This is a genomic window from Haliscomenobacter sp. (assembly GCF_040403615.1).
Lineage (GTDB): Bacteria > Bacteroidota > Bacteroidia > Chitinophagales > Saprospiraceae > Haliscomenobacter.
Window position 1 is genome coordinate 1 of sequence record NZ_JBBAKG010000192.1, and the last position, 5,816, is coordinate 5,816.

Here is a 5,816-nt window from a genome sequence, read left to right on the forward strand (position 1 = left end):
CCTCCGGTGCCCAAGACGACTACCGAAGATCCCGTTTTGACTTTGGCCGCATTGACTACCGAGCCATAACCAGTCATCACGCCGCAACCCACGATGGCCGCCGAGGGGAAAGGAATGTCCACCTGGATTTTGACACAAGCTGCTGCCCGCACCAAGGTATATTCGGAGAGTGTACCCAGGCTAAAAGCCCGTTCGATGGGTTGATTTTGAAAACGGGTAGATTCCAGGGTGGCGTGACCTTGGCTGACTTTGTTACCAGCAGTCACCGCTGAATTGCGCTCGCAAATGTGCTGGTTGCCTTCCTGACACTGAAAACATTCATAACAGGGAATCGCCCAGTTGAGCATTACTTTATCTCCCACTTGCAAGGACTGCACCAATGGGCCGACTTTGACGACCACGCCAGCTCCTTCGTGACCCATCACCAGGGGTTTGCCCCAGGATTGCGAATCCCAATCGGTATGGCATACTCCGGCAGCTTTGATTTGCACTAAAACTTCATCTCCAACCGGATCATTTACTTCAATCGTTTCGATAGAAAACTGGCCTTGGCCATTGGCGATGGCGGCTTGAGATTGGATCATCTGCATTGATTTATTGGACTTTTTTATTTCCATTTATATACCCCGATAAATTAAAGAAAAAAACCAAATAAGCTCAAATAATGCTTATAAATCATCAAAAAAATCTGGAGGGTTGGTAAAAATGCTGCGGTGCTGTATTTTACCCCAAAATAGAAGTACGATGAGTATGGGAAATGCAATCGTCCTGTCGGGCGGTTTATTGAATAAACTGGATGCCAAAACCACCCATGGCTTGCTGCGTGGCACCGAACGGTTTACCATCCAGGCGGTAATTGATCATGCCAACGCTGGAAAGGATGCAGGCGAAGTCATGGATGGGAAACACTTGAACATGCCGGTGTACGCCAGTGTGGGTGCGGCCTTGGAAGCGTTGCCCACCCGACCAGATTATTGCATTGTGGGGGTTGCCACCATTGGCGGCGTCTTGCCTCCGACCATGCTGGAAGAAATTCGCCTGGCGCTGGGGCACGGCATCTCCATAGTGAATGGTCTGCACGATTTTTTGAGTGAAAAACCAGAGATTGTCGCCTTGGCCGAAGCAAATAACGCAACACTAATCGATGTACGCAAGCCCAAGCGCCGTGCGGATTTGCATTTTTGGGAAGCCAAAATTTTCTCGGTAACTGCTCCAATCGTTGCGGTGATCGGAATGGATTGTGCCACTGGAAAACGTACCACTGCCCGTTTTTTGCGGGATGCTTGTCGGGCCAAAGGCCATAAAGCGCAGATGATCTACACCGGCCAGACTGGCTGGATGCAGGGGGGGGAATACGGTTTTATCTTTGATTCTACGCTCAACGACTTTATTTCTGGCGAGCTGGAACACGCCATCGTATCCTGCTGGACAGAGACGCAGGCCGACATCATTTTTCTGGAAGGGCAATCTGCGCTGCGCAACCCCAGTGGCCCTTGTGGATCGGAGTTTTTGATCTCGGGCAACGCTAAGAAAGTAGTGTTGGTTGTACCGATAAAACGCGAGTATTTTGACGATCTGCCAGAATGGGGCCCAATTCCATCCGTCGAAAGTGAGATTGCCCTGATTAAGGCCTACGGCGCTGAAGTGGTAGCGCTGGCTTTGAACACAAGAGGAGCAAGCGAAGCGGAAATCGCAGCTTATCAGCAAGAATACGCATCAAAACTGGGCATACCGGTTGTGGCACCTCTGGAAGAAGGCGTGGATCGGATTGTAGAGGTGTTGTTGCCTGAATTATGATGAAAACAATTTACTGAAGGTTGTTGTATTTATTTGGATTTTCCTTTAAATTTGTTTGAAAAATGATGAATATGAACATCCTTGAAATGAAAGGTGCATTCATGGGCATGTTGGCTCAGGTAGAAGACGAGGAACTGCTTCGCGGAATGTTGGAGAAGTGTGTCGAGATGTTAAATAGAACTGACATGCTAGATGATCTTTCTCCCGAAGTTTTGAAAGCCCTCGAAGCCGCAGATCTTGATTTTGATCTCGATGATACCATTCCCAATGATGCAGTTTTTCAACAACTTCGGGCATGGCAAAAATAATCGTCTGGAAGCGTCAAGCCAACCTTCAAATTATTGAAATTGAAACTTACCTTATTGATAACTTTTCAATCAAAATTGCGAACAAATTTTTTGATGTGCTTTACAAAAAATTAGAACGTTTGCAACGATTTCCTGAAAGTGGACAAGCTACAAAGTTCAAGACTATCAGAAGATTGAGAATAAATCGTCTAATTAGTGTCTTTTACAAAATTCAAGGAACCTACATTGTTATCCACTACGTCTGGAATAACCGACAAGATCCAGATAAAAACCCATACCTATAAAAACGGCCTCACAGCTCCAATTCCAAATTCAACTTCGCTGACTGTAACTCCGCCAGGGCATGTTGATCTCCGACCTGCTTGGCTACAGCCATTCCTTTGTCATAGGTAGAGATTGCTTCGAGTAGTGCTTCCTGTCGTTCGTAGAGTTTGGCCAGGTGGAAATAAGCGCCAACGTAGAGCGGATCAAAATCGAAAAGCTGCTGGTAATAGTGCAACGCTTCGGTATCGTCGCCAAGCCCTTCGTTTTCTTTGGCAATAGCGTACAATACAAAAGTATCAGCAGGGCTCTCTTCCTGCATTTGCAACAATTGAAGTAGACGATCACTGGACATAAACCATGAGTGTTATTAGCGGGACCAATTCTGCCCTGTTCCTTAAAGTGTTTATGATAAGACTAATTTAGCGAATTTTCGCTAAATTAGTCGCTGTTTTGCTGTTGAATTCCATATCTTTGCCAAAGCTAAAAATAAAACTTCATTTTCGCCAAAAATACCTGATCGATGAAATTACTGGTCTGTGTGAGCAAAACGCCCGACACCACTACCAAGATCGTATTCAACGCCAGCAATACCGAGCTGGATACCAATGGGGTTCAGTACATCATGAATCCATACGACGAGTGGTATGCCCTGGTGCGTGCGCTCGAATTAAAAGAAACTTTGGGGGGTACCGTAACCCTGATCAACGTTGGTTCAACCGAAAACGACCAAGTGATCCGCAAAGGGTTGGCCATTGGTGCTGACGATGCCGTGCGCATCGACCTCAATCCACAAAGCGCCCTCAGTGTGGCTTACCAAATCGCGGAATACGCCCGGCAGGAAAGTTACGACATCGTCCTTTTGGGCAAGGAAACCATCGACTACAATGGTTCCGAGATCGGCGCCATGATTGCCGAATACCTGGATCAGCCCTTCATCTCTTATGCCAGCAAACTGGATATTGCCGATGGCAAAACGGCTACCATCCAACGCGAAATCGAGGGTGGGGTAGAAGAGCTTGAAGTAGAAGCTCCTTTTGTATTGAGTGCCGCTAAAGGCTTGGCTGAGCAGCGCATTCCCAATATGAAAGGCATCATGATGGCCAAATCCAAGGCGCTCAAGGTAGTTGCGCCTGCGGCGTTTGAAGACCAGGCGGTAGCGGTGCAATACACCTTGCCTCCTGCCAAATCTTCGGTTAAAATGATTGCGCCCGACCACATGGAAGAGTTGGTGAAGTTATTGCATGAAGAAGCGAAAGTAATCTAAGTTTTGAGCCTTACGTTTTGAGTTTTCAGATTTGGCACTGTTCTATAACGGTTCCAAAACCTGAAACACAAAACCCTAAAATACAAACACATGGTTCTGGTATTTGCAGAAAGCCAAAAAGGAAATTTCAAAAAGACTGCTTTTGAAGCCGTCACTTACGGATACAAAACCGCTCAGGCCCTAGGCACTGAGTGCGTTGCACTGGCCTTGGGAACTGCCCACAATGCTGCCGATCTTGGTCTTTATGGTGCATCCAAAGTATTGCACGTTGCGGATGCTGCCCTGGATCAAATTGATGGCCAGGTATACGCCACGGTGATTGCCGAGGTGGGTCAGCAAATTGGTGCAACCGTTATCGTATTGAGCCATACCTCTACAGGTAAATCCATCCACGGCCGCCTGGCCGCTCGGTTGGGCGCTGGTTCGGTAGCGGGCGTCAACAGCATTCCAACGGTAGATGGCGGATTCAAAGTGAAAAAAAGCGTATTCTCCGGCAAGGCGATTGCGGAATACGAAATCAAGTCTGCGGTGAAGGTTTTGTCGGTGATGGGCAACTCTTTGCAGCCTGCCATCGTCGGGAGTGCTGCGCCAATTGAAGCGATTGCAGTGGCCATTCCAGCCAGTCGCGTAAAAGTAAAATCGGTTAGCCGCGTAGAAGGCATTGTGCCCCTGCCTGAAGCCGAGTTGGTGGTATCCGCTGGTCGGGGCTTGAAAGGCCCGGAAAATTGGGGAATCATCGAAGACCTGGCCGTTACCCTTGGCGCTACCACGGCTTGTTCTCGCCCAGTTGCGGATGTACACTGGCGGCCTCACCACGAACACGTTGGCCAAACGGGCATTGCGATCCGCCCCAACTTGTACATCGCCATCGGTATTTCTGGTGCCATTCAACACCTGGCCGGAGTCAACAACTCCAAAACCATTGTGGTGATCAACAAAGACCCCGAAGCACCTTTCTTCAAAGCAGCAGATTACGGCGTGGTCGGAGACCTTTTTGAGGTGGTACCCGCACTGAATGAAGCGATTAAAAAATATAAAGCAGCGCAAGGATAGAATTTTTTTCAATGTCCAATAGCCAATAATCAATGTCCAATGTCCAAAATGGTAGTGCAATTTTGGGCGATTTGATTAGAAAATGCTGAAAATGGGATGAGCGAGGTAGGGAAAAAACCATATAAATTTGATTTGGAAGATCGATTTATCGATTTTGCATCCCGAGTCATTGATGTAGTGGAATCTTTACCTCGCACAATTGCCGCAAAGCACTTGGGCAATCAGTTGGTTAGATCAGGAACAGCACCAGCGCTGAATTATGGTGAAGCACAAGCGGCTGAAGCACAAGCCGACTTTGTCCATAAAATGAAAATTGTCCTCAAAGAGCTCCGAGAGACAAAAGTCTGTCTGAAAATTATTCTTAAACGGAACTATTTTTCTCAAGAAAAACTTGCTTCTTTGTGCCAAGAAAATGATGAGCTTGTCGCAATAATTTTCAAAAGTATTGCAACTTCCCGTGAAATCAAACCATAATCTTGCGCTGATTTCACGAGTATCGCATTACCAAATTGGATATTGGCTATTGGATATTGGCTATTGATTATTGAAGAAAAAATGCATTCCGAAACAAAGGCAATTCGCGGTCAAATGGACCGCACCGACTACCGCGAGCACAGTCCCGCGATGTACCTTACCTCCAGCTTCACCTTTCCGAATGCGGAGCTCATGGCCGATACTTTTGCAGGCCTCAACGACGACATCATTTATTCCCGCTATAACAATCCGAGTGTAGACGAGTTCATCAGCAAGGTTTGTCAACTGGAAGGCGCGGAAGACGGTTTTGCTACTGCTTCAGGTATGGCGGCAGTGTTTGCCAGCATGGCTGCATTGCTGCGTTCTGGTGATCACATTCTGGCTTCGCGGGCAGTGTTTGGTTCTACCCACCAGATTTTGACCCAGATATTCCCCAAGTGGGGCATCACCTTTACTTACGTTGACCCAACCGACATCGACAATTGGGATCAGCACATTCAGCCCAATACTAAGATGCTGGTACTGGAATCGCCTTCCAATCCTGGACTGGCGTTGGTTGATTTGGAAAAAGCCGGAAAATTGTGCCAAAAGCACGGCATCATTTTCAATATCGACAATTGTTTTGCCACTCCGGTCCTTCAGACACCTACCGATTA

At 47.4% G+C, this 5,816-nt stretch carries 9 protein-coding genes; 7 read left to right on the top strand and 2 right to left on the bottom strand.

All coding sequences use genetic code 11. The annotated features are described in order from the left end of the window. A partial coding sequence (locus ABW391_RS28335; RefSeq protein ID WP_353485273.1) for an alcohol dehydrogenase catalytic domain-containing protein occupies positions 1-584 on the bottom strand: 584 nt, incomplete at its 3' end. Positions 585-750: 166 nt separating this feature from the next. Between ABW391_RS28335 and ABW391_RS28340 the strand changes: the two genes are divergently transcribed. The 3 genes from ABW391_RS28340 to ABW391_RS28350 all read left to right on the top strand — a co-directional run bounded on the left by ABW391_RS28340 (position 751) and on the right by ABW391_RS28350 (position 2,389). Beyond that, the gene (locus ABW391_RS28340) at positions 751-1,797 is read left to right on the top strand and encodes an N-acetyltransferase DgcN family protein (RefSeq protein ID WP_353485274.1); all 1,047 of its coding nucleotides are present in this window, start codon (positions 751-753) and stop codon (positions 1,795-1,797) included. A 71-nt stretch (positions 1,798-1,868) separates the two neighbouring features. Next, on the top strand, positions 1,869-2,105 hold the full coding sequence (locus tag ABW391_RS28345; RefSeq protein WP_353485275.1) for a hypothetical protein: 237 nt from the start codon (positions 1,869-1,871) through the stop codon (positions 2,103-2,105). Further along, entirely contained in the window at positions 2,093-2,389 is a 297-nt protein-coding gene (locus tag ABW391_RS28350) for a type II toxin-antitoxin system RelE/ParE family toxin (RefSeq protein WP_353485276.1), read from the top strand. Before ABW391_RS28345 ends, ABW391_RS28350 begins: the two co-directional genes overlap by 13 nt. Positions 2,390-2,397: 8 nt before the next feature. On the opposite strand, the gene ABW391_RS28355 is transcribed toward ABW391_RS28350, so the two are convergent. Then, complete coding sequence (locus ABW391_RS28355; RefSeq protein ID WP_353485277.1) at positions 2,398-2,721, bottom strand: tetratricopeptide repeat protein; 324 nt, start codon at positions 2,719-2,721, stop codon at positions 2,398-2,400. A gap of 168 nt (positions 2,722-2,889) precedes the next feature. On the opposite strand from ABW391_RS28355, the gene ABW391_RS28360 reads away from it, so the two are divergent. The 4 genes from ABW391_RS28360 to ABW391_RS28375 all read left to right on the top strand — a co-directional run. Next, positions 2,890-3,633 (top strand): electron transfer flavoprotein subunit beta/FixA family protein, encoded by a 744-nt coding sequence (locus tag ABW391_RS28360; protein WP_353485278.1) that lies wholly within the window; start codon positions 2,890-2,892, stop codon positions 3,631-3,633. 90 nt (positions 3,634-3,723) lie between these two features. Continuing rightward, the gene (locus ABW391_RS28365) at positions 3,724-4,686 is read left to right on the top strand and encodes an electron transfer flavoprotein subunit alpha/FixB family protein (RefSeq protein WP_353485279.1); all 963 of its coding nucleotides are present in this window, start codon (positions 3,724-3,726) and stop codon (positions 4,684-4,686) included. Between the two features lie 96 nt (positions 4,687-4,782). Then, positions 4,783-5,160, top strand: coding sequence for a four helix bundle protein (locus ABW391_RS28370; RefSeq protein ID WP_353485280.1), 378 nt, complete (start codon positions 4,783-4,785; stop codon positions 5,158-5,160). 81 nt (positions 5,161-5,241) lie between these two features. After that, positions 5,242-5,816: trans-sulfuration enzyme family protein (locus ABW391_RS28375; RefSeq protein WP_353485281.1), on the top strand; the 575-nt coding region annotated here is incomplete at its 3' end.